The sequence below is a fragment of the Pseudomonas sp. NPDC087814 genome (assembly GCF_044742865.1).
Lineage (GTDB): Bacteria > Pseudomonadota > Gammaproteobacteria > Pseudomonadales > Pseudomonadaceae > Aquipseudomonas.
Genome location: NZ_JBIUVK010000015.1, coordinates 1 through 21,796 on the forward strand (window position 1 = coordinate 1; position 21,796 = coordinate 21,796).

The window sequence follows — 21,796 nt, forward strand, 5'->3', positions numbered from 1 at the left end:
AAGGCAGAACCTTTGAAAGCGTTGCGCTCGACTGGCATACGGAAATGTCGGCCAAGTGGGCACCAGGCCATTCCAAGACTGTGATGAGCCGCCTCAAAACCCACGTGTTCCCGCTGATCGGCGCCCGCGCCATTGTCGACCTCGACACCCATGACCTCATGCAGCCCTTGGAAGCGATCAAGAAGCGCGGAACGATAGACGTTGCTTTAAGGGTACAAAACTACCTGCAGAGCATCATGCGCGAGGCAAAGCGCCTCCGGCTTATCACCGTAAACCCTGCTTACGACCTTGAAGGCTTGATTAAGGCCCCGCGGGTGGTGCATCGCCCCGCTCTACCCTTATCGCGACTGCCGGAACTACAGGAGCGGATCGACACCTATAAAGGCCGTGCACTTACCCGCCTGACGGTGATGCTATCGCTGCATGTGTTTGTACGATCCAGCGAGCTGCGTTTCGCACGCTGGAGCGAGTTCGACCTCAAGCGTGGCGTCTGGGAAATCCCGGACACTCGGCCAGCGTTGGAGGGAGTACCCTTTTCCACAAGGGGTACGAAGATGGCAGGGGATATCCATTTAGTACCCTTATCGCCGCAAGCAGTGGCGCTACTCGAAAAAATCCATGCACTCACAGGCAAATTCGCATTGGTCTTCGCAGGGGATGCCAAACCCTGGAAGCCCATGTCCGAAAATACCGTGAACAACGCGCTTCGGACGATGGGATACGACACCAAAACCGATATCTGCGGGCATGGGTTTCGTTCGATGGCCTGCAGCGCACTGATCGAGTCAGGATTGTGGTCGGAGACCGCCATTGAACGGCAGATGAGCCACAAGGAGCGCAACAACGTCCGCGCCGCTTACATCCACAAGGCCGAGTTCATCGAGGAGCGCAGGCTGATCATGAACTGGTGGAGCCGGTACCTGGAGGCCAACCGGCAGGAGCATGTCACTCCACACGAATTCGCCAACCAGATTGGAGATAACGTTACTCGGATAAAGGCGAAGCCTGGCATTGGCGCAGAGAGGAGGAGTTGATATGGATATCTCAACCGCACAAAGCATCAAGCTCGCCATTGTGTCGGCAACCGGACTATCTAAAGACGCGCTGCATATCTATTTGGGCATGGCGGTCTATTTGACGTTGATCGTTGGCACCCGACGATTCAGGCCATACCTTGGCTGGCTGGTTGTTTTAATCATTGCGTGTGCTGGCGAGTGGGTGGATCGGCGAGTCGATATTGGAAGCTTCGGATACTGGCGCTGGCAGGCAAGCGCTCACGACGTTCTCAACACGTTGTTTTGGCCGACGGTGCTGACACTGCTTTGGCTTTTAAAGTGCCGCAGTAAAGTAAGCGTACATCCGTAAGACTCTCGCAATCTGCTCTGCCACGCGGGTCCATCTAAACAGGGCTGCAAAGCCGCCCTGTTTAGATGGACCTCACTTAAAAAATCCAAAGCCCACGCAACTGTCTGTGGAAAACCACTGATTTCCACCGATGGATAATTTCATGCACAGCCGCAGAACTCCCGAAAATTGGAGCCTTGACCCAAATTATCCACAGGCGTAGAGAAGATCGGGCAAAGCGCTGTCTTTGACAGCAACCCAGGTAGCCAGAACCTTTAAGGCTACGCCACACCGTGATGGTTCTCCCAAAGTGCGATTAGCGTCCGGCGGCTCGCACGGTCACAGCGATGTGATGGATGCCTACTTTTACCAGTGTGCCCACTGTGGCAACTCATCCCTTTCATAACTGCCCTGCAGCAACCTATCCGCTTGGCCATTCCCGTGCGCCAACCTGCGCCCGTCTCTTTCTTCCGGAAAGAGACGGGCGCTCCTACCGTTGCTGCAGCCCAACTCGTACAAGACTTTGCGGCATTCCCCCTAGTGACAATCGGCGTGACAAACACCGAAGTCGCCAGCAACAGCGATGCAGATGATGGTGCCGCAGCCCTCGGAATGGACTGCACCTGACTGACAGTCAGGCACGCCCCGGTCATCTCTTCACTGCCTTTACCCGACTCAGGATCTCGCGGCGCTGCTCTCGTCAGCCAGCGCTGCCTCCACCCGCCCGCTTCTTCGGAAGTGTTCAGGAGGCCAGATCATGAGATGCCCTAGCTCCCGGTCGTAAGGAGCCGCCAGTCCTGCGTAGTGGACAAACCCCACAGGTCGCAGGGGCCTTGATCCCTGATAACACTCAGCATTCTTGGCGGGATGACGTGGGGCGAGAACGGGAGAACGGAACATGAGGTGACCGACATGGCATTAGTGGGTAGACGCGATGGTCGTAATTTCGGTTACGGCAGGCAATTGAGTTATGCAGGGCCCCAGGCATTGAAAGACGTGTTCGGCGGTGGCCACTACGGCACGGTCAAGGCACACAGTGATCGGTGGCAGGCGTTCGTGAAGTGGTGCCGTTCCGAACAGGGGCCCGGTATCAATGATGCGCGCCAGATTGAACGAAAAATGTTGGTGGATTACGCAGCGTACCTGTGCGACTTGTTTATCGCCCGCGGGTAAAGGGCAATGAGCATACCTTCAACTATCTCGCGCAAGCACGTGCGGCATTGGATATGGGGGACTGGCGAAATGCGCTAGGAGCGTCCAGACAGAACCTTGAGGTGTTCTCGGATAGGGTGTGGAAATGGCTCGGTAAAAACGACCTTGGAATGCTGACTGTTCCGTTGGCAGCTCGCGGCGCTGAGCCTGCTTTGCGCAACCTTTGTGAAGCGCTGAAAAAACGTCTCGATGACTCAAAAACTTTCATACATCCAGACAAGCCAGGTGTTGTGCAGGGGCTCGGAGCCGTCTTGGGGGGGCCGGCACCATCCAATGTGTGGCATTACCTGAATAAAGGTATCCACGAGGAGGTGAATCGCGATGATTACGATCAACACCTCGTTCGTATAATCGTAGAGACGCTTGAGGCAATGAATCAGCTGCAACTCCGAACTATGTCAGCGGCACTTGCGAATGTTGCTCAAGCTGCTGTGGAGGTAGCAATTGCAGTGAATGCTCAAGGGCAAGGGCGTAATCACCAGGCAGGCTGAGGACGTCGGATATCTCGCGAGCCCATTGGATATGGTGGGCTCGCGCAGCGGGCATAGGGCATTCGAACCGACGCATGCCGGCTATGACCCCCGTCGAGTGTTCCTTACTTATTCGTGCTGCTCACCGTTTCAATCCAAAAGTAAAAGGCGTTCAGGAGCGCTGTGGGGCGCCGGGCAACGCGGCTTATTTGTTCAACATTTACGGTCGCGATGGTATTCGCAATGCCTGTCGTCTTTCCATATGTTGTTGAACCACGTCTTCTTGCTATGTAGCGGCGATGCATCAAACCCGAACTTAAACTAGTCTGTACGGCTGAATGAGCATGACTCGTATCCCTGAAACTTTCCCAGCGCACCAAACTTGCAACGGCAGAATAATGTGTTGTTGCAATAATCACCCAGCTATTCAGGTGAGGATCTCAATGTGCGATTGCCGAACTTAAACAGAGTGATATCGACCTAGCTGGAAAGTCGCAAGTCTTGCCCAGTCGCTTTTACCGAAGGTAGACCTTCCGGACGGTTGAAAGATGCCTGCTATAATAGCATAATGATATTGCGTCGCCGGTTGCTTGGATTTGGTTAAGTCTATCCATGATAGTTCTATGGCGATCTGTATGATCTTTCATTATTTACATAATCATCATTTCTGAGGTGCATAAATATGTCATTGAAGGCGCTTTTTGAAGAAGATGAATTAGATCCAAAGCGTGAAGCGTTAGATCTGATGACTAGCTATCATTCGACCATAAGATTTCTAGAGTATTTCCAAGCAGCAATCTTCGACCGAGAGCAACAGCATCGCTCTCTTTTAAGTGTATACAGAGATTATTTATATGACCTTGGTCTGATTAATACGCATGATGACTATCCGAGGGTGGTTGGAGGGAGGGCGGATAACCCAAATGAAAAACAGGCGATTCGAAACTTAAAGTTCCCAATGGGGCTAGGATCCTTGGCAGCGTATATGAGTATTAATTTGGGCATCGCAAAAGAAATAGCATCAGATAAAATCCCTAACAAAATCAGTGACAAGCTCAAATCCGATTGGTACTTTAGCGAATTTGATATTATTGAGGATGAAGCGGTTAAAAATCCGCCAATACTTAGAGTTGTCACGCGTCTGCGCAATGCCGTTAGTCATCACAATTTTAAGCTGAGAATACCTCTATCGCTAATTCATGAATCTGATATTAAAGATCAAGTGGAAGTAACTTTCTATGATAAAGATCCAAAGGGTAAAGAGTTTTTTGCCAAGGCTAGGTTCAGAGTCGTAGAGAAACTGATGGAAAAGCTGCGCAGTAGTGTTTATTCATTTCATACCTGTCCCGTGTTCGATGGCGATATTTCTAAGCATGATGCTATTACTAATTACGTCGCCGAATGCTTTGAGCACTTTAGTCGATCTTATGCAGGGAAAGGATTAAAGTTTGAAGGGGTGATAGGTCTTAGCCCAGAGGATGCAATTGAAGTTATTGCCAAAACGGGATATTTCGAGATTTCAAAATCTGATTGCTTAATGCACGAAGTCCGTTTTTCGTTGAATGGTAAAAAGTGTGATGCTCAATACATAGATATCCCATACATCGGATACAATAGGTGGGGTAATATTTTGATTGAGGACGAGCTTTACCCAATGGGGGAGTATCCGATGGAATGGATGCTGACTCATGAAAAGTCTCCACTATGTCGATTGGATAAAAAGATTGTGAGTATGTTAGACCTTGCGCTAGCTTCACGTACCGAGTAAATCACAACACCCAATACTGCGACAGTAATACGGCAATCGACTACCTTACTGACTAGTTTGATTGCCAAATCTTGCTTACGGGAGGAAGGGCATGCTCATCAACGTTAAATATGCCAATGGGCAAAATCCGGCGGCAAGCTGGCCGAGCGAAGAGGCTGCGAGTCATATCAGCTGCCATCATTATGCTTAAGGAAGGGCACAAATGTGCACCTCACCCTTATGATGTGGGATAAATCTTATGGTGACGCTCGTACCAAACGAGGTAGAAATGGCTCCCATACTGGAATCCCCATGCTCGTTTAGTTCCACCCAAACGGAAGCGATATGCGGTATCAAACTGTTCAAGCTCCAGCGTCGCCCAGCGAGCTTTTGCTTCTGGGGTGATGGTTGCCACATCTTGGGGATGGTGCCTTTTCCGACGCTTCCGCTTTTTGCCTTCTCCGGTTTCAAGGCGGGCAATCTCAGACCACGTCATTTGTTTTAGAGGCTCAAGTTCGCGGCTAAGCTCGGTGGTCCATTCCTCCTCCGTCCAGGCTCTGGACTCTTTCCATGACCAGTCGCCTTCCGTATCGGATACAGAAATGCACCATGTCATACGCGAGCGGTAGATGGCTGGTTTGTCAGCCAGCTTGGGCATGCCCTTCAAGACTTCATTGCGAGCCTCGGGAGTAACAGGGCACTTTGGTCGCGGAGGATCGTTGGGCACCACAGCGATTTTGGAACTGGCCTCATTGTTGTCGATTGTGCCCGCCAGCTTCTGAGCTTTTTCATTCTTGGCAGCCCGTCGTTCTTCCCTTTTCTCAGCCTTGCTTCCTGCCACGGTTATAGTCCCGAATAGTACTCATGCATGCTTCCCTTTTCGATCACCGTGTTTGAGCGATTCAAAGGGCCAAGATTTCCTCGGGCGTTTTTCCATGGGGCTTCTTCGTGGGTCAAATTGCTGAGCCACTGAGCAGTCTTTTTGCCATAGACCTTAAGAACTTGGTCGATGGTATCTCGCGCATCGTCATCGAGGTTTTTCGGATTACCCTTGGGAAACATCGACTTATCGACCAAAAACTGGCCTCGATGAATCTCGTAGATCGATGGCAACACCGGCCCGTTTGCCCAAGCTTCAAAATCTGCGTCGAAAAGTGCGCACTCATCCCAAACCATGGCCCAGGCTTGCGAGTAATAAATGAGTTTTTGGAGCTTCATTGCCGATATTTCGCCAGTTTTATCAAGGATGTAGCTGGCAACATCATGCTCTGTGGTTTTGGTCATTTCATAAGAAGTCAAATTGATTTTCTTGAGTATATATGGATTATTAAGATCCTTCAATGATGTGTCGTTATGCGGGACTCAGATTCTATGAAAACGATATAGATGCTTCTCTGGTATTATCGTTTTCCCGCTAAGAAGTCTCTAAAAAGCGTTTAAGCATAATCAAGCTTACAAGTATGAATACTAGCCAGCACACTCGCGTTAGGATACGAAGTTTTGACTTGGCAGACTCGGATGAGGATGATAGCTTCACGCGAGAAGCTTTAATCTTTTCGTGGATCTCATCTACGCCCACAATGATGTCATCATATTTTTTAGTGGACCGATCGAACTCATCTGCCAGTAAATTTATGTGGTTAATGACATTGCTGTTTAATGAAACTATCATCCAGGTCGAAATGATCAAGCCGACAAGTATGACTAGATAATCCCATGCAGTTGTAGCCGGTTTTAAAATGGCACCAGCAGCTACAATGCCACCTGGGACAGCAAATGCCTTGGTCTGCTGAGCCATAATGGCATCTTGAACTTTTCCCAAGAAGCTGACGCAATCACTTTCGATCTCAGTCAGTATTTTATTTACTGAGAATTTGCTGACGTAAACTTTATAGCGTTCGTTATACTTTTTGTAGAACTTTGAAACGGATGCCATTATTAGTCGAAGGTTGCAGTCCTTCTCGTCCTTCAAAAGCTCCGTCAGCGTTTCGCGCATCACGTGACGGCGTTCTTCACAATGAACATCCTCATCGGCCATAATCGCCGTATGCATTTTTTTAGCGTCTTTTAAATCCTTTTCCCCTACGTGGATGGCTAGCAGCTCATCGCATGTCATCAAGTAGGAGATTTCTAATTTTGTAAGAAGCGATTCTTTCGAACTGAAAAAAATGTACTTATGGGTTTGACCGTCATCACCCTCGCTATGGCAAAGTGTTTTGAGCGTGTCTCTAAGTAGAAAGTAAAGGTCTATCAGTCGAGAAACTGAGATCTGCTGGTCCTCGCCCATGCCAATAATGTGGAGGTGTTCTGGCTTTTTGCTACGCGTCCGTACTGCATGCCACATGTCTTCGGTGTTGGCAAAAAAAGGCACGAAAGAGGCGTCCCAGGCCGAAGGTGTTAAGAGGCAGAGATCTGTACCAACCAGCTCCAATTTTTCAGGGCTATGGCACCCATGCTCTTTCAGAAACGCAAAAACCTCCCCCATACCAATCGAACGCGTGTCGAGTATGAGCTGGTCATCAACCAGAGATATGCGATCAAGCATCGTCTGAGCCCGAGACCCGACTAACAGTGTTGATGCTTCTGAGCTGGTTTGATACCTCTATGGGCAGCTTTATCTTCAGATACACGAAATCCTTATCGACGCTAAGGTCTGCATCACTCTCGCCGACCGTCACAGCGTCCAGCTTGAAGCGCCCGTCAAACTCTCCAGAGGGGAGCTTAAGATTGGTAAAGGCCATGTTTTTTGCAGTAACACCCGAAGGCTGAAACTCTTCGCTTACCTTGAAGCGCTCAGAGTTTTCTGAAATAAATTTGACGAGCCCTCCGTGATGCGGCGAATCCTCATCCAAGCACTTGTTGATGACGTGCTGAACTTCAGAAAGGTGGACACGTTCGCCCGCTTTGCTCTCGATATATTCGACGACGCGCTTGTGAATTTTGCGTTTCTCTGAGAGGGATAGGGTATTAGCCTCTTCTTGGAGGTATGCGCCCAGTGCGCTTTTCAGGTTATCAACGCACACCTTTCCAGGTATCGAGTCAGAACAGCCCAGCGCGACAGTAAAGAACTCGCTTTTTGAATTCCCTTTGATGAAGTACAGGTAAGAGTCACCTGTATTTTTAGGGAAGCCTTTCTTGAATTCTGTCAAATCCATGCAGGCAGCTTGGCGGAAGTCCTGTAAGTTCAGGCTTTCCGTATCTTTCGGGTTGAGGCTGTTGTCGTTGTCGAAGTCATAACCAGCCTGCTTGCCCAGCATGACAATTAGCAGATGATCCACCTGCCGGTGATCTTGGTAGTGCGAAAATACCACGTAGCCTTCATTCAGTGAGCGGCGGGCTGGGTCGTTTGCCTCGTCACAGAGCCGGTCCATCACGCCATTAACAAACGTGTCGAATTCTAGATCGCTGGCGTACTTCGAAAAGTTGGCAGCAGCAGAAAGCATGTCGGGATCAACATAGCCATAAATTCTTCCGCTCTTGGAGAATTTTTTACCGATGCGATTTACAAAATCAACGCATACCGGGGAGCTGAGATCCCAGTTGTTGCCCTTGTTGCTATCGTAAAAGGTCAGACCGCCAAGCGTGGTCTTAAAAAATTTCGCTGCACATGCGTTTAATACAACTAGCGATTTCACTTCAGGTTTTGAAGCCTCTGCCTCATGAGGAGACTGAGGTGAAAATGATGTGCGATCATCCATGCTAGGTTCGTCCGTAGGAACTTAAAATAGCGAACGCTTTTACGTCGCCTGCCAGCTCTGAATAGTAGCACAGTGCTGGCATGAGGGCCCCGGATTCCGGTTAGTGGGTTAATAGCGCGATCACGTGCCGCGGCGAATTTTGGAGCGAGCAAAAGCGGGCTCTTACGCCACCATTAGCTTGAACAGGCTGACCGATCCTCAAATTTCCACTGACCGCAGAAGGATCCGTGGTTACGCCCTCTGTATCGCCCGCATAAAGCCGGAGCTAACCACCGGGCACCTCCAGCATGACAACAAAGATAATACTATTGGCTTGCTGAGCGCTTAGATAACGATACCGATGATCCTATGTGTCTCTCGTACACATCTGCGCCATTATTCGTTGCGGTGATGGGGGCTGGCATACTCGAGCACTAACAAAAAGCGGCTCTAGTGAGCCGCCTTTTAATCCTATTCCCCCGGTTTATGCTTATGGGGCTTCAGCTTTGGATGCTCCTTTTGCTTTTCAGGCGTGACTCTTTGCCGCTTGTCCGGAGTGCCATCCTCGTTCGTTCTTTTAGGGCCAGGTTTGATACTCATGGTCGACTTCCTTTATCGCTGGGGTTGTTGAATCCTTGATTTTAAATATCCGCGCCCCGTTAAGCTGTCAATAGGGAGAAATAGGTACTGGAGTCACAATGCCGGCAAATGTGGTCGATTGGGGTATGGGTCATCTCCTTGGAGGCTCTGACTTCGGTGTTTTCGCTAATGAACTGAACCGCGCCTAAATTTTAGATTATGTATGGATGTCCCCCATCTGGCCGGCTGCGGTTCAATTTGGGCGAGGTATTTTCCTCTGAGATATAGGACGCCTAATCGATAGTCACTTGAATGGAGGCTGGGAGGGGTGAAATAAATCTTCGAGGCTGCTTAGCTTCCTCGTAGCGCCTAGTCTCGATGCCCCCATATGGGGAATGCTGCCACTATTTGACGCCTGGTGGTTAGGCTCATGGTTATTGGCTTTTTTGAATTTTAGAAGTCACCGACAGAGTTCATCATCTGTGACGCCTTGAGGCGTTATATATATTTCGATTTTAGGGCGCACTCGTCCTACTGGGCGTTCCGCCCAGCATGGCACTGGGCGGTTCGGTCACCGTTGGGATGTATGAGGGAGCCGTGGTCGTTGAAGGCGGCGTGGATGGCCATGACTGCTCAGATTACGCAAAACCTGGGGCTCTCTTCGGGCGAGAAGCACCCCATCCCCGTCTGTTCCGTCCATCTCAATTTAAGGCGGTAAATGGTTGATTCACCACTTCTAGGGGCTAAGGCCGGTTGCTAGTCATATGAATGAGTTTTCCAACACTAAGTTTGCTCAGGATAGCGAGCGATTGCTTCTCATCTTCTGGCTCAACAACATCATATGTGTGCCAGTGCATAGGCATCTCACCCTCCGCAATCTGATGAACAGTATGAATTTCCTTGAGCGACGCAGCGTGTACCTCAATAATCGTTGGAGACAGCGCATAGCTCATAAAGACTTGCTCTGCTTCCTCTAAATTGTCATACAAGACAATCGCGTAGCGGTAGTCCACCGGGCTTGACGCGAGGAATTTCACTCGGCCGTCCTCTAGGAAGTGCTTCAACAGATGTTCGTCTAACACTGGCGTACCCTCGACAGGAAAGCCAGCATGGAATTGATCGTTTATGATCACTAATGGATGCACGTTCACTTCATCCAAGCAGTCGCTCAGGTGCGGGTAGTGCTCCCCGCAGAATTTCTCTAGATGAGTTCGGACATATTGAGTTTTTCTGTTTGCCTGGTTTACCTTTTTATATATGCCACTTTTCTTTTCGTGTAGAGCATTATGATAGTCCAATGGGGTAATCGGTACTCTTCGACTACGTAACTCCACCACGACAATTGTTTTGCCGAAGCTGAACGTGAGATCTACTTCCTCTCCATCTCCACCATAGTCCAGATCGACCGCGCTGGTCCATTTCAACTTTCTACCGATAGGGCCTTCTCCTGAACTACAAGCTTCCATTACTTTTACCATGTGCTTCTCGAAATGCCCCCCACGGAGATGCGCTTTAGGGTCTACTAACGGCAACCACATATCTACGTTCCTGCGAAGACTAGCCGACAGTAGTGAACTGGTCGATAATGCTATTTCTCCGTCAATTTCGAGGAGCGGTTTTAGCCAAAGATCATCTTGTAGTTGTGCGGCCTTATAGGTGAGGAAATTTAATATTGAGTCGATTAAAGGCCCCTCAAATGGTGTGACCCCCTCCAGTACCTGTATCAGCTCTTCGCGCTTAAACCAAATGCAGAACTCGAGCAGCTCCGCAATATCGGCGACGGACGTATCGCTCTGTGCATCAGATATTTGGTGGGCAAGTAGTGACAGGTGGAACCATACTAGTAGGATTTCTCGCACTGAGTATGTCTGACCATTGATATCCTCAGGGCATTTTACTTCCATAATCTCAAAGAGATGCTCTTCTATACCAAAATACTGCTCAACCCACCTTCCGTTTACGTATCGCTTGAATGCTTCGTCAAAAGAGTGAACTCCACGTACCATCAAGATTCCGTTTGGATCATATTTTATAAATTTCTTTGGCCCGGCGGGGCCTAGGTATGCAATCGAGTCATGTATAAAATTATTGGTTTGAATTGAAACGGTACCGTTTTGATGATCTCTGCGATAATCGCAAATAGCTTTCATTTTTCCCAAATCGTTTAGTTTGGAAACGAAAATGATGTTTTTACCCGGTATAAACGAGAAGTACGTATCTCCATATAGGATCTCTTGCCAGATGACTGAACCATTATGATATAGCTGAGAGCAGCTCAAATCATTGAGTAAAAAATCTACCTTGTCCACGCCTGATGGATCGTCTGCGATGACTTTATACTTCTCTGATAAATTGTCTTTGTTGTCTAATGCGTCATAAATTGCAAGGCAAATACTATCGAGTCTCATCATTACAAGTTGGTTTGCATGAACCTTGGCGCCGTCTTGCGTGAGATCGGACTTGAAGGCGATCATTTTTTCCAACGACGGTTTGTCGTCAGGATTGAGTGAGCGCCGCTGCTGCGCTGACACTTGTGCGAATCCATAATTCGCAGCTGCAAGATGAATGTGAAAGAAGTCCTTCAGGATTAAGTTTTCGTCAGATTTTAACCTGTAGTGCTGCCGTGTTAATGATACGCGTTTGAAATGATTACCAAGCCAAGTTGCGGCTTCAGCAATTGATCGATCAAGAGAGTTGTTGTCTGCGAGACCCTTGAAAATATTGTGCCATTCTTGGAAATCTAAACCGGATTTTGATGTTGGATGGGAAAGCTCCAGCTTTCGCGCCATGCTCAACATTTTACTTTGATGTAGTTTCATGTTTGGTATCCTAATACTATCAATGCGGCATCGAAACTGAGATATCGGCAAAAAATGCAAATTCTTAAATGCCTCTCCAGTGATAATTCAGCCCTCGCGAAACGCTATGTCAGGGTCAATAGGAATGTCGCTCGGGCTGCATGAAGATATGCTATACCCTGCCCGAGAGAAGAGTGCTCGATTAGAGCTTGGCCACTAAGGCTGCTCCAAAAATGATCCGTGATTTAATTCCGTTCTCTTCCAATCACTATCAGACACTGCCGCTCTCTGCGATCAACGATGCTAGCAACTGCCAGAAAGGATGACTGAGTGTATGCTCCAAGTCTTAAGCGCATGACTTATGAGGAAAGGCATTTGGTATCCCACGTCTACATCTTGCAAGACCTGAAGCATCCTCGATTCAAGATAGGCAAAGCGAACGACATACTCGCGAGAGCGCGGAGTTTTCGGTGGGAGTCAGTTAATTTCCAACTATCGCTCGGCCTGCGCTTAGGATCGGAAACCGATGCAAATAGATCGTAGCTTGGCTTTGCCTGCGACTATGTAAAACCTAATGAATGCTAAAGGATAGTTTTAGAGATATAGAATCTCACCTAAAACATTAAATCATTATAAAACATGTGCTTATGTACACCTTCGACTCCTGGTGCCGCACCATACAAAACGAAGCCCTCGTAGAAATGCGGGGGCTTTGTTGTTTCTGGATTGCTCTTACCACAGATCCTGATCTGGCAGCCTCTCTACTTTCCGCTGATCATCTATCTGCTCCCACGCCCCTCTGCAATCCTTTCGAAACCCCCACCTTCTGTAACGACGCTCGCATCGATCTTTACATGCGAAATTTTGGGTTGAGACGGAACAGCGCAGAGCGATAAATAAATCCGTCCCCTTTACGTTCGACGCAGTTCGCTGAGTTGACTGGCTAGACTGTTACTAAAGGCCAATTGCTGTTTGAATTGCCTTAGCTGCGACGGTGGCTCCAATCTTCGTTGCCACGTCAAGCGCCCACTTCCCAGCGGATTTCAAATGCTCCAATGCCCCTGCGCCATCCTGTCTCTTCGCCGCGTTCTCCGCTGCACCAATGCTAGCAACTGCCTGGTCGTGTTCGACTTCGGTAGCTTGATTACGCATTGAATTGCGAAGTGTCGCAAGCTCCGCAGTAAGCGCAGGTAGATCGAGATTGGATGCTGCTTGTTGCATTACTTGGTTAAATGTATTGTTTTCCGCTTTGGCGTTGGGCCCGATCGCGCCAACCTGCCCTGTTACGTTGTACTGGTCACCCATAGAAATCTCCTGAGAAATGAACTGCTGAACAAAAACCTGATTATGTTTTGGAAACAAACGCTTATTGGCATCAATTTCTTTTGAATTGAAATCATGGACTTGATTGTAAACACTACAATCTAAAAAGTGGCAGGGAGATATAAAGCCCCACTCATATCGCCAATCGTTGGGTTTTTTTTCCCTTTCAGCAATCCTGCGCCCGCAGTCGCTATCAATTTCATCTACGTATTTCGCCAAGTAGCTTGCGTAGTAATGAAGATAAGCGAAAGTAACCTCAGGGCAAAAATTTGAAAAAGCGCTCCAGTTTCCTTGAATGCCATGTATGCAAGTTTCGTCTTCAGCAATAACTGGTAGCAGCTCGGAGCTAGCCCAAAAAGCATCCAAAGACGCTTTTTTATCATCGTTTATAGAGGTGATGATTCTTGCTTCGCCAAGCATATATATGCTCGCATAGTATCTTGGGCATTTATGTACATTTGCGTAGGGGCACGAGGCGGGAGCATTTTTCTCTGAGCTTTTGCTTCTGTACCATGAAGAATCAGGGATGGTGATAGGCATTGCTAATGTCCTGAAAAAATCTAACTATAGATATTTGCTACAGATCAATTGCTGTTTGAATTGCCTTAGCCGCGACATTGGTTCCAATATTCGTTGCCACATGGAATGCCCACTTTCCAGCAGATTTCAAATGTTCCAATGCCCCTGCGCCATCTTGTTTTTTCGCCGAGCTCTCCGCAGCGCCAATGCTAGCAACCGCCTGGTCGTGTTCGATTTCGGTAGCTTGATTACGCATTGAGTTGCGAAGTATCGCAAGCTCCGTAGCAAGCGCAGGTAGGTCGAGACCGCATGCCGCTTGTTGTAAGACTTGGGTGAACGTATTGTTTACAGCTTGGGCGTTAGGGCCGATTGCTCCGACTTGTCCTGTTACGTTGTATTGATCATTGGAAATGAACTGAAAAACAACTTGTTTAGGCTGCGGAGACGAGGATTCATGAGCGCTGATGTTTTCTGAGATTGGAGTTAATTTTAATTCGTTCCCCTGCTCTAGCTCATGTCGGATACTAAATTCGCTCGTCAATAGCCCCCACATTCGCTGAGCAGAAATGCTATCAGGTAAAAAATATTTTGCATCATTAATGATTGGTTCAATGATCTTGCCAGAGATAAAATCAGACTTTAAATCTCGTTTAATTGCGCATGCAAATTCCATTAATGAGGACGCGTTTTTAAAACGTTGAATATTCCCTTCAATTTGATTGGTGCTACAGTGAGGTGGCAAGTAGGAAAGAACTCCTTGCCTATCTATTAGCACCAATGTTTTATCGATTCGATGGATCTTGTTTTTTTGGATAACCGAATCAACTATGTCTGATTCTTCGATAGTGTGACGCGTTAGGATTTCGACTAGACGATGTAACGTATCTTCCGCCTCGCTACCTAAATTCATAATTTGAATGGCTGGAAAGATTTTAGGAGGCGCGGAAAGTTTTTTTATACTAGCGGTGCCGGTAGTAGTGATCGCAAGAATTTCAGAAACGAATTTAAACAACCCATGATGGGATTTAATATCTTGCAGGCCGGCAATGGTAGCAAGGCATTCGACATCAAAAGCCTGTACTTTTACTGAAGCGCAAATGCAAGATAAATATCTTCGCAAGCTTACTGTTACTTGAAGGCGTTGTTGTACCTGCTCAAAAAAAACTGTGAAGGTAAATTGTTTTCCTTCAACACCTAGCTCGCTCTTCGACGACCGCAATGCGTGATGAAAGTTCTTTGTTGGCTCAAGTGTTGTGGGCGCGTAAGGGACGCGTGGATTGCCTCCAAGCATACGCAAAAAAGAGCTAGCCCCTTTGATATTGAAAAGCGGGTTAGCCAGCCTAGTTTTTTCAATCCCTTGTGGGGAAAGACTGGAGAAGATTTTCCAACCTAATTCGACATGGTATGACATTTCAAACCTTCATTGGGTTGGCGAGGGAGGAGTCGAACCTCCTTGTTCTAGCAACCTAGAATCTGTCGGCTCAATGTCTCCAAAGCGCCGTCCACACAGCCCGCCGCCGACGAGAATATCACGCCAGTATTTGTAAACAATATGAATCGTCCTCAAATTTGTTGACACATCCGGATGACAGCACTTGGCCGTCTGCTGCCTGTTACCACGGGCAGCTTTTGGCGGATTCAGCCTATTCTCTACGGTCGAATGCGCTTATGACGGCACGGAAGAGCGCAATTTCCCCGCGTGCGCCTTTCGAATTTTTTCGAAAGGCAGTCTGAAGCTTGGCACCAATCATTGAAAACTAAAGCTCCATTTCAGCTATCCATTCCAGTGCATCAACACCAATATTGTTGACACATCAATCTTCGCCTGCTTCGGCCAATATGGGCCCTTCTAGGTCATCATCTGCGACTGGCAGAGCGGCAGGTGCCGCTGCGTCATTCGCTACCGCAGGCACCCGTCGTGCCTCAGGAGTCGGGATGCGGTTGCAAATTATCTCGTCCATAGCGGTTACCATGTCTTCCAACGCTTTAATCCATCGCTTGACCTTAACCTCGTCAATATCTTGGATGCGGTTTGCCTGATTATAATCTCCCGCATGAACGATCTCATGGCGTCGAATGATGAGGTCCCCCACCCGGCTCTTGATGTGAGCCTGACGAGTCTTCCTGAAAGCGGCGTCAGTTAGCTTATTTAATCGATACACAAGAAATACGGAGTCGATAACGTCAAATCGCTGGGTGGTATATTGAGCGTAATATGATCGTACTAAATTGCGTATACGACGGTAGGGACGCTCCATAGTCAGAAGGCTTAATGCTTCACGCGTATCTAGGCCTGCTTTCAAAAGCAGTTCAACCAGCGAGTCGTCGGGGCGCTGCCTTTTAAGGTACGTGGCTAGCTTTTCGACGAACACGTCGGTCACATAGGCGTCCAGAGCCGCCACTGCAAGCACGACCGCTCCGCGGATTATATCCTTGGGAGCTGACGGGACGTTTTCATCCGCCGCGTTCATCGTGTGGATCGTCGTATAGGCGTCTACTAATGTTTCGCAACGCCTGGCGGTCTTATGGAATTTTGCAAAAGCTTTCGATGCCATCCTTGCCTCAGTTACTGCTTTGAAAGGCGTCATATTGACATCATTCAAAATGCAGCCGCTAGCACAGACGTCACTCTTGTCAGGTGCCACTTCCGGCGACAACGTCGCTGATGCCTCGAAAGGCCCGGGTTCGATTCCACAGAAAGCCATAACTAGCTGATTTATTTATAGTTACTAGTTGGGGTACGCCAAATTTTCCACAGACTTCCAGACCCGCATAAAACCTAGCCCCGCCGACCACTACCGTTCGTCTGGTGCCGTACCATACAAAACGAAGCCCTCGCAGAAATGCGGGGGCTTTGTTGTTTCTGGGGTGCTCATATTCTGTCTACGCCTGGCGCCCAAACTGAACAAGCCGGTGAGCCTCCAGATAGACCAATTCCCGTAGCGAAGTCCCGCCTTCAGAGTTTTATGCGGAATTATGGGTAGCCAATAATTATGACGTATCCATAAAACGGCATAACTGCACGAGCCGCATGATTTTGCATCCTGAACTGGCTGCAGGAATGGCAAACCTGCCCTTCAAGCTCAGCGTTTTGAGAAGACGCGACAGACTCATCTTCAGGCCGCCAGAACCAAGCACGGCAGCAGCAAAACGAAACAACTATTTCCCCAGTTGCACCCACCCCACCACCACGCTACCCTCCCCCCGTCGCTGCCAATTCAGCGACCGGGCCTGAGAACCCGACATGATGCAGGCGCAACAGCGCCACCAATCACGATTTGCAGGCGTTTTTTTATGCCCGTAGTTTCGTGCAATGGCGGCTGTGCGTGGGAGACCTTCGGGTCTGCCGGGTTCCTGTATCTCCGGTTCTCAGCCTGCGCACAGCTGCCACCCATTCGCCTGAGAACGAACGTGGTAGCTCTCACTTGATATGGGAGTTTTACCGATGAGCGCTCCAAATCCGTCTGGCTTCACTACCCTCGGCGTTACCCCTTTTTCATTCCATTCCGACCAACCTCTGTTCCGCGTTAACAGCGGGGTTTCCCTGAGCGAAGCGCTGTCTCACGTTTCCGATTTGCTGCATGTGGCCAAGCTGTTGGCGGAGGATGCGGCGATGATTCGGGATACGGACCGATACGCCTGGGCTTCGCACTATCTGCAGGAAATGAGCAAGGCAGTGATTGATGATGTGGTGAAGGTGTTGGAGTCGCCGGGCAATAATCTGTAGGTGTGTCAGGTTGTGAGTGTGTTGGCTGGGCCATCGCCATCGCGGGCAAGCCCGGCTCCCACATTTGTTCTTTGTTGTTTGTTTTAGAGTGTCTGGCTAGAAGCCGCCACACAAAAAACGCCCCGAGCCATCACGGTCCGGGGCGTTTTTTATTCAGCCGTATCGCTTAGTGCCCAGCACTCTGCCCACCGTCCACATGCAGAATTTCCCCGGTCACAAACCCAGCCGATTCCAGGTACACAATCGCCTGCGCAATATCCCGCGCTTCACCCATGTGCCCCACCGGATGCAGGCTGCCCAACGCCGCATGCGTCTCTTCCCCATGCATCGGCGTTTTGATAATCCCTGGGCTCACCGCGTTCACGCGAATGCCGCGCTTGGCGTATTCAATCGCCAGCGATTTGGTCGCCGAGTTCAGCCCGCCTTTGGTCAGCGAGGCCAGCACCGACGGCACGCCATCAATCGCGTGGTCCACCAGGCTGGTGGTGATGTTGACGATGTGCCCGGCGCCCTGTTTCAGCATCTCGGTAATCGCCAGTTGGGTGATGTAGAAGAACCCGTTCAGGTTCACCGCCAACACGTTTACGTAGTCTTCGTGGGTGTAGCTGGTGAACGGTTTGGCAACGAAGATCCCGGCGTTGTTGATCAGGCTGTCGATGCGGCCAAAACGCGCTACGCCTTCGCGGATGACGCGCTCGGCGGTGGCCGGGTCGGCGATGTCGCCGGCCACGGTGAGGATGTCCGGATCCGTCGACGGTTTGATCGACCGGGAAGTGGCAACCACGCGGTAATCCAGCTCGCGGTAAGCCTTCACTGCAGCAGCGCCCAGGCCTTGGGATGCACCGGTAATCACAACGACTTTTTTCGAATTGCTCATGATGAAACCTCTATAGGGAAAATGGGATGGTTCAAGCAGCCGCAGCGGATATTTCCCGCAGCATCTGTTCGTAGTAACTGACTGATTGCGACCCGGAGACCAGCTGGCGGCCATTGAGGACCATGGCCGGTACGGAGTTGATGCCGTGCTCGCGGTAGAACGCTTCCAGCTCGCGCACTTCATTGGCGTAGGCGGTAGAGCCCAGCACCCGTCGTGCGCCTTCAATGTCCAGCCCGCCCTCGGCGGCCAGACGCGCCAGGGTTTCGTGGTCGCTGACGTTCTGGCCATCGCTGAAATACCCGCGCAACAGCGCCTTTTTCAGCTCGAGCTGGCGCCCTTGCTGCAACGCCCAAAACAGCAACCGATGGGCGTCGAAGGTGTTGTAGAAGTGGCTGCGCTTTTCCAGGTCGAAGGTGAAGCCGATGGCCGCACCCCGCTCCATCAACATCCTTTTGCCGCTGGCAACTTCTTCAGCGCTGCGCCCGTATTTGCGCATCATGTGGGCGACGGCGTTTTCGCCTTCGGCCGGCATGTCAGGGTTGAGTTCGAAGGGTTTGTAGGTCAGTTCAACCTTCACTTCGCCCGCCAGGTTGTCGATGGCTTGCTCCAGGGCGGTGGCGCCGAGGGCGCACCACGGGCACACCACGTCGGAGATGAAGTCGATGGTGACAGGCGTGCTCATGACGGGTTTTCCGCGAGCTGTTTGCGGTACTGGGTGGTGGTGATGCCGGCGTAGCCCCAGTTATCGGTGTCGACTTCTTCGATGACGATGTGGGTCAGGTCCGGGCGTTTGTTGAGGACGCGTTCGAGGGTTTCGGTGATTTCGGCAATGACCTGGGCTTTCTGCTCCGAGGTAACGCCGTCGCGGGTGATACGTACGCTGACAAATGGCATGACAAGGCTCCAGTGACTTGCCCATCGACATGGTGGGCAGGCAGTGAGGCCAATTTAAGAGGTTGCTTGAGGTGGATAAAGGTGGGTCGGAGTACTTCATTAGTGATGCCATGTAATCAATCGAGACGTCCGGCGCTGCGTTTTTTTACTGCTCCCTGGAATAACCGCCCTCCCCGTGCGTCTTGCCTACAGGCTTAAGGCAGGCTGCAAACGCCTTGAGTGCTGGCCGATAACCCCTCACTTACGGACGTGCCCCACATGCTTAAATCCACAGTCAAAACCCTGTTGCTGCCTACGCTCATGGCCGCCGCGATGCTCACCGGCCAGGCCTATGCCGCCACCCCGGCGCTGTCGGACACCACCGTGGTGCTGGTGCACGGCGCCTTTGCCGATGGCTCCAGCTGGAACAAGGTGATTCCGTTGTTGCAGGCCAAAGGCTTGAAGGTGGTGGCGGTGCAAAACCCGCTGACGTCCCTGGCAGATGATGTGGCCGCCGCCCAGCGGGTGATTGATGCCCAGAGTGGGCGAGTGGTTCTGGTGGGCCATTCGTGGGCCGGCAGTGTAATCACTCAGGGCGGCACCAGCGACAAGGTCAAGGCACTGGTTTATGTGGCCGCGTTCGCGCCGTCCGAGGGCCAGAGCTCTGCCGAGTCCGAGAAAGGCTACCCAACCCCGCCGGGTATCGAGACCATCAGTGCCGACGCTTCCGGCTACTTGTATTTGCCCGCCGCGTCCGTGGCGAAAAACTTCGCCCAGGACTTGCCTGCCGACCAGGCCAACCTGATTGCCGTGACCCAGGGGCCGATTCTGGGCAAGGCGTTCGACGATAAAATCACGGTCGCCGCCTGGAAAACCAAACCCAACTATTACATCGTCGCCGCCAAGGACCGCATGATCGACCCGGGCCTGGAGCAGGCCTACGCGAAGAAAATCAATGCCACCACCACCGTGGTGCAAACCAGCCATGTGCCGATGCTGTCGCAGCCGCAAAAGGTCGCAGATGTGATCATCGCAGCCGCCAGCAAGCGCTGATCGCAGGCATAAAAAAACCCCGAACCAGTCGGGGTTTTTTATCGCCTTGAATCAGGCGCGACGCCGAATCAATTAGAAAACGTTGATTGGGTAGTCGGCGAACAGGCGGATCTCGTTACCACCCACGTTGTAGTTGCTGGCGTTGTTGGAAACGCGCAACCACGACGCACGGGCACGCAGGCTCAGGTCTTTCGCCGGGCCGCTCTGTACTACGTATTTGAACTGGTTGAAGATTTCACGCTCGGTGCCACTGCCGCGATTGGAACCGTCGTCAATGTTGGTGCCGCGCACGTAGGCGATGTTGTAGGTCAGGCCAGGCACGCCGAAGGCGCTGAAGTCCAGGCCGTAGCCTGCTTGCCAGGAGCGCTCGTCCTTGCCGTTGAAGTCAGACCAGTAGGAGTTGGCCAGCAGGATGGTGTTGCCACCGTCGCCGATGCCGCCTGCGTTGCGGTAGCCGCCGTACAGGTAACCGGTGTCACCGGTGCTGCGCTGGTGAGCCACGGTGAAGCTGTGCGGGCCAACGGCCCACGTGGCGCCCAGGCTCCAGATTTTGTTGTCGCGAGCGTCGGCGTCACCTTGGTTTTCCAGGGCGAAGCTACGGTCGAGCTTGGTCTTGTAGCCGTTGAAGTCGAAGGTCAACGATTGCTTCTCTGGCAGGGCCAGCACGTAATTGACGTTGACGTATTGCTTCTTCAGCACGTCCTGCATGTTGGAAGCGTAGAGGGCTGCCGACAGGCTTTCGGTGAATTTGTAGCTACCGCCGATGTAGTCGATGCTTTTCAGCCCGCCACTGTCGGAACCCTCGGCGCTCTTGCGAGCTTCCTTGGTGAAGTGACCAGCGTCCAGTTGCAGGCCGGCGATTTCCTTGGAGACGATCGAGGTACCGGTATAGGTTTCGGACAACAGGCGGGAGTTGTCGTATTCCAGGACCGGCACGGCTGGCATCTGATCACCGTACTTGATCACGGTGTTGGAGATGCGTGCCTTGACGGCAGCGCCGCCCTTGGCCAGGTCGTTGGCCGCTTCGCCGCTGTCGCCTTGCTTGAAGAAGTCGATACCGCCAGCGCCGCTGCGACCTTTACCACCATCCAGGCGAATGGCGTATTGGCCGATCACGTCCACACCCACACCAACGGTGCCTTGGGTGAAACCGGATTCGAACTTGCCGATGAAGCCCTGGCCCCATTCGGCTTTGTCTTGCTTGCCGTTTTTGTAGTCGCGGCTGATGTACGCGTTGCGTGCCGCGATGTTCAGGTGGCTGTCTTCAACAAAACCCTTCGATTGGGATTGGTCGTCAGCCATTGCTTGCGTAGCGCTCAAAATCCCCAGAGCGATCAGCCCCATCCGTTGCTTCAACATTTTCTTATATTCCTTATTGCTGGTTGAGTACGCGCTGTGACACCAGGCTCCGTGTTGCTTTTCTGGTGTCGACTTTCCCAGATAAAAAAAGGCCCGCGGACGACGTGAAATGCCGCGGGCCTTTTTTTATTGGGGAAGTCATGGCGGTTAGCCACAGGCGTTGGGGCGAATCCTATCCGCGCCCTTTACTGTGTGTCAATTTCGTGAATCTTCTGTATTTAGGCTAAAAAAGTCTAAG

At 50.8% G+C, this 21,796-nt stretch carries 18 protein-coding genes and 1 pseudogene; 7 read left to right on the forward strand and 12 right to left on the reverse strand.

Translation table 11 applies throughout. The features are described from left to right. The 5 genes and pseudogenes from ACIOMR_RS14000 to ACIOMR_RS14020 form a co-directional block, all read left to right on the forward strand. The coding region (locus tag ACIOMR_RS14000; RefSeq protein WP_401194707.1) for a tyrosine-type recombinase/integrase at positions 1–1,034 on the forward strand (1,034 nt) is incomplete at its 5' end. Position 1,035: 1 nt separating this feature from the next. After that, positions 1,036–1,365, forward strand: a complete 330-nt coding sequence (locus ACIOMR_RS14005; protein ID WP_401194710.1) for a hypothetical protein — start codon at positions 1,036–1,038, stop codon at positions 1,363–1,365. A gap of 891 nt (positions 1,366–2,256) precedes the next feature. Beyond that, positions 2,257–2,490 (forward strand): annotated as a pseudogene (locus ACIOMR_RS14010) (integrase); the annotation flags it as partial. 176 nt (positions 2,491–2,666) lie between these two features. Then, positions 2,667–3,047, forward strand: a complete 381-nt coding sequence (locus ACIOMR_RS14015; RefSeq protein WP_401194713.1) for a hypothetical protein — start codon at positions 2,667–2,669, stop codon at positions 3,045–3,047. A gap of 661 nt (positions 3,048–3,708) precedes the next feature. Then, positions 3,709–4,794, forward strand: coding sequence for a hypothetical protein (locus ACIOMR_RS14020; protein ID WP_401194715.1), 1,086 nt, complete (start codon positions 3,709–3,711; stop codon positions 4,792–4,794). A 217-nt stretch (positions 4,795–5,011) separates the two neighbouring features. Here the strand turns inward: ACIOMR_RS14020 and ACIOMR_RS14025 are convergent, their stop codons facing one another. The 8 genes from ACIOMR_RS14025 to ACIOMR_RS14060 form a co-directional block, all read right to left on the reverse strand. Continuing rightward, entirely contained in the window at positions 5,012–5,614 is a 603-nt protein-coding gene (locus ACIOMR_RS14025) for a hypothetical protein (RefSeq protein WP_288911552.1), read from the reverse strand. Between the two features lie 2 nt (positions 5,615–5,616). Next, positions 5,617–6,114 (reverse strand): Panacea domain-containing protein, encoded by a 498-nt coding sequence (locus ACIOMR_RS14030; protein WP_401194718.1) that lies wholly within the window; start codon positions 6,112–6,114, stop codon positions 5,617–5,619. Between the two features lie 73 nt (positions 6,115–6,187). Next, entirely contained in the window at positions 6,188–7,318 is a 1,131-nt protein-coding gene (locus ACIOMR_RS14035) for a hypothetical protein (RefSeq protein WP_401194721.1), read from the reverse strand. Further along, positions 7,311–8,471 (reverse strand): nucleoid-associated protein, encoded by a 1,161-nt coding sequence (locus ACIOMR_RS14040; protein WP_401194724.1) that lies wholly within the window; start codon positions 8,469–8,471, stop codon positions 7,311–7,313. Before ACIOMR_RS14040 ends, ACIOMR_RS14035 begins: the two co-directional genes overlap by 8 nt. Before the next feature lie 1,301 nt (positions 8,472–9,772). Next, positions 9,773–11,848, reverse strand: coding sequence for a hypothetical protein (locus ACIOMR_RS14045; protein ID WP_401194727.1), 2,076 nt, complete (start codon positions 11,846–11,848; stop codon positions 9,773–9,775). A 933-nt stretch (positions 11,849–12,781) separates the two neighbouring features. Next, positions 12,782–13,690: a hypothetical protein gene (locus tag ACIOMR_RS14050; RefSeq protein WP_401194730.1), complete on the reverse strand. Its 909-nt coding sequence runs from the start codon at positions 13,688–13,690 to the stop codon at positions 12,782–12,784. Positions 13,691–13,727: 37 nt separating this feature from the next. Next, positions 13,728–15,080 carry a hypothetical protein gene (locus ACIOMR_RS14055; RefSeq protein WP_401194732.1) on the reverse strand — a complete coding sequence of 451 codons (1,353 nt, stop codon included), beginning with the start codon at positions 15,078–15,080 and terminating at the stop codon, positions 13,728–13,730. 403 nt (positions 15,081–15,483) lie between these two features. Continuing rightward, complete coding sequence (locus ACIOMR_RS14060) at positions 15,484–16,257, reverse strand: HEPN domain-containing protein (protein WP_155586026.1); 774 nt, start codon at positions 16,255–16,257, stop codon at positions 15,484–15,486. A gap of 857 nt (positions 16,258–17,114) precedes the next feature. Between ACIOMR_RS14060 and ACIOMR_RS14065 the strand changes: the two genes are divergently transcribed. Beyond that, positions 17,115–17,396 carry a DUF3077 domain-containing protein gene (locus tag ACIOMR_RS14065; protein WP_102370209.1) on the forward strand — a complete coding sequence of 94 codons (282 nt, stop codon included), beginning with the start codon at positions 17,115–17,117 and terminating at the stop codon, positions 17,394–17,396. 166 nt (positions 17,397–17,562) lie between these two features. Here ACIOMR_RS14065 and ACIOMR_RS14070 read toward each other — a convergent pair whose 3' ends face one another. From ACIOMR_RS14070 to ACIOMR_RS14080, 3 genes are read right to left on the reverse strand one after another with little or no spacing between them, the layout of a single operon-like run. Next, positions 17,563–18,273: an SDR family NAD(P)-dependent oxidoreductase gene (locus ACIOMR_RS14070; RefSeq protein ID WP_003218108.1), complete on the reverse strand. Its 711-nt coding sequence runs from the start codon at positions 18,271–18,273 to the stop codon at positions 17,563–17,565. Between the two features lie 31 nt (positions 18,274–18,304). Beyond that, positions 18,305–18,955 (reverse strand): DsbA family oxidoreductase, encoded by a 651-nt coding sequence (locus ACIOMR_RS14075; protein WP_177069281.1) that lies wholly within the window; start codon positions 18,953–18,955, stop codon positions 18,305–18,307. Then, complete coding sequence (locus ACIOMR_RS14080; RefSeq protein ID WP_003218111.1) at positions 18,952–19,167, reverse strand: 4-oxalocrotonate tautomerase family protein; 216 nt, start codon at positions 19,165–19,167, stop codon at positions 18,952–18,954. Before ACIOMR_RS14080 ends, ACIOMR_RS14075 begins: the two co-directional genes overlap by 4 nt. A gap of 258 nt (positions 19,168–19,425) precedes the next feature. Between ACIOMR_RS14080 and ACIOMR_RS14085 the strand changes: the two genes are divergently transcribed. After that, on the forward strand, positions 19,426–20,199 hold the full coding sequence (locus ACIOMR_RS14085; RefSeq protein ID WP_177053997.1) for an alpha/beta fold hydrolase: 774 nt from the start codon (positions 19,426–19,428) through the stop codon (positions 20,197–20,199). Positions 20,200–20,271: 72 nt separating this feature from the next. Here the strand turns inward: ACIOMR_RS14085 and ACIOMR_RS14090 are convergent, their stop codons facing one another. Beyond that, entirely contained in the window at positions 20,272–21,558 is a 1,287-nt protein-coding gene (locus tag ACIOMR_RS14090) for an OprD family porin (RefSeq protein WP_401194739.1), read from the reverse strand. Between the last annotated feature and the right edge of the window lie 238 nt (positions 21,559–21,796).

What these genes read in the sequence shown, in the direction of transcription:
- ACIOMR_RS14005 (WP_401194710.1), top strand. Translation starts at nt 1,036, where the DNA reads ATGGATATCTCAACCGCACAAAGCATCAAGCTCGCCATTGTGTCGGCA.
- ACIOMR_RS14015 (WP_401194713.1), top strand. Translation starts at nt 2,667, where the DNA reads ATGCTGACTGTTCCGTTGGCAGCTCGCGGCGCTGAGCCTGCTTTGCGC.
- ACIOMR_RS14020 (WP_401194715.1), top strand. Translation starts at nt 3,709, where the DNA reads ATGTCATTGAAGGCGCTTTTTGAAGAAGATGAATTAGATCCAAAGCGT.
- ACIOMR_RS14035 (WP_401194721.1), bottom strand. Translation starts at nt 7,318, where the DNA reads ATGCTTGATCGCATATCTCTGGTTGATGACCAGCTCATACTCGACACG.
- ACIOMR_RS14040 (WP_401194724.1), bottom strand. Translation starts at nt 8,471, where the DNA reads ATGGATGATCGCACATCATTTTCACCTCAGTCTCCTCATGAGGCAGAG.
- ACIOMR_RS14045 (WP_401194727.1), bottom strand. Translation starts at nt 11,848, where the DNA reads ATGAAACTACATCAAAGTAAAATGTTGAGCATGGCGCGAAAGCTGGAG.
- ACIOMR_RS14050 (WP_401194730.1), bottom strand. Translation starts at nt 13,690, where the DNA reads ATGCCTATCACCATCCCTGATTCTTCATGGTACAGAAGCAAAAGCTCA.
- ACIOMR_RS14055 (WP_401194732.1), bottom strand. Translation starts at nt 15,080, where the DNA reads ATGTCATACCATGTCGAATTAGGTTGGAAAATCTTCTCCAGTCTTTCC.
- ACIOMR_RS14060 (WP_155586026.1), bottom strand. Translation starts at nt 16,257, where the DNA reads ATGACGCCTTTCAAAGCAGTAACTGAGGCAAGGATGGCATCGAAAGCT.
- ACIOMR_RS14065 (WP_102370209.1), top strand. Translation starts at nt 17,115, where the DNA reads ATGAGCGCTCCAAATCCGTCTGGCTTCACTACCCTCGGCGTTACCCCT.
- ACIOMR_RS14070 (WP_003218108.1), bottom strand. Translation starts at nt 18,273, where the DNA reads ATGAGCAATTCGAAAAAAGTCGTTGTGATTACCGGTGCATCCCAAGGC.
- ACIOMR_RS14075 (WP_177069281.1), bottom strand. Translation starts at nt 18,955, where the DNA reads ATGAGCACGCCTGTCACCATCGACTTCATCTCCGACGTGGTGTGCCCG.
- ACIOMR_RS14080 (WP_003218111.1), bottom strand. Translation starts at nt 19,167, where the DNA reads ATGCCATTTGTCAGCGTACGTATCACCCGCGACGGCGTTACCTCGGAG.
- ACIOMR_RS14085 (WP_177053997.1), top strand. Translation starts at nt 19,426, where the DNA reads ATGCTTAAATCCACAGTCAAAACCCTGTTGCTGCCTACGCTCATGGCC.
- ACIOMR_RS14090 (WP_401194739.1), bottom strand. Translation starts at nt 21,558, where the DNA reads ATGTTGAAGCAACGGATGGGGCTGATCGCTCTGGGGATTTTGAGCGCT.